This window comes from Bacillus sp. JJ1503, assembly GCF_036965125.1.
In the GTDB taxonomy this organism is placed as follows: Bacteria; Bacillota; Bacilli; order Bacillales; family Cytobacillaceae; genus Cytobacillus.
Window position 1 is genome coordinate 11,547 of the sequence record NZ_JBALOZ010000182.1, and the last position, 1,127, is coordinate 12,673.

Annotated in this window: 1 protein-coding gene and 1 pseudogene; both read right to left on the reverse strand. The window is 37.0% G+C overall.

From position 1 onward, the window contains the following. Positions 1-90: pseudogene (locus V7149_RS14505) on the reverse strand (YlmC/YmxH family sporulation protein); the annotation flags it as partial. A 107-nt stretch (positions 91-197) separates the two neighbouring features. After that, a complete protein-coding gene (gene sigG, locus V7149_RS14510; RefSeq protein WP_066289326.1) occupies positions 198-977 on the reverse strand; it encodes an RNA polymerase sporulation sigma factor SigG in 780 nt (259 codons plus the stop codon). Positions 978-1,127 lie beyond the last annotated feature (150 nt).

Here is a 1,127-nt window from a genome sequence, read left to right on the forward strand (position 1 = left end):
ATTGATATCTATATCCCCAACATTGCCAAGCTTCTTTCCATTTGCTACATTTATGACATCCTTCATTTGGAATTCTGATATTCTTATCATTTCCTCCCACTCCCATCATTTCGCATCGATATAGAATATATATGACTATCCATAATAAATTATCGTATCTATTAATAGAAAAAAGAATAAGCTGCCAAAACGGCAGCTTAGCTTTGAATATTTTTATTCATTTGTTTGATGGCAGCTTTCTCAAGTCTCGAAACTTGTGCTTGGGAGATGCCGATTTCTTCAGCAACTTCCATTTGAGTTTTCCCTTGAAAAAAGCGTTTTCGCAGAATTAGCTTTTCCCGATCGTTTAACCTTCTCATTCCTTCTTTTAACGCTATTTCCTCAATCCATTGAATATCCTTACTCTTCTCATCACTTAATTGATCCACCACATAAATTGGATCTCCCCCATCATTATAAATGGGTTCAAACAAGGACACAGGGTCTTGAATTGCATCTAAAGCAAATACAATTTCCTCATGCGGCACATCAAGCTCCTTCGCAATTTCAACTGCTGTCGGCTCTCTCGATGTTTTACTCATCAATCGTTCTCTTACTTGCAATGCCTTGTAAGCAATATCCCTTAATGAACGAGAGACGCGTATCGGATTATTATCACGCAAATATCTTCTAATTTCGCCTATTATCATGGGAACAGCATAGGTGGAAAACTTAACGTTTTGACTTAAATCAAAATTATCAATAGACTTCATTAGACCGATACAGCCGACCTGGAATAGGTCATCAACAAATTCACCCCTGTTATTAAAGCGTTGGATAACGCTGAGAACTAGGCGTAAATTACCGTTAACGAGTTTTTCCCGTGCGGTTATATCCCCCTTATGCATTTGCTTGAAGAGTTCTCTCATTTCTTCGTTTTTCAAAACTGGAAGCTTTGATGTATCAACACCGCAAATTTCTACTTTATTTCGAGTCAATTCTTTCCCTCCTCATAGGAGCTGCTGTACAAAAAACAGTATTTCCTTGAGGAGGAAAAATATGCACGGCTAGAAGTTTGACTCAAACACATAATTTAGAAAAACACGATGGATTCAAGCTTTAATCCTGCATCTTTCTTATAAAAATAA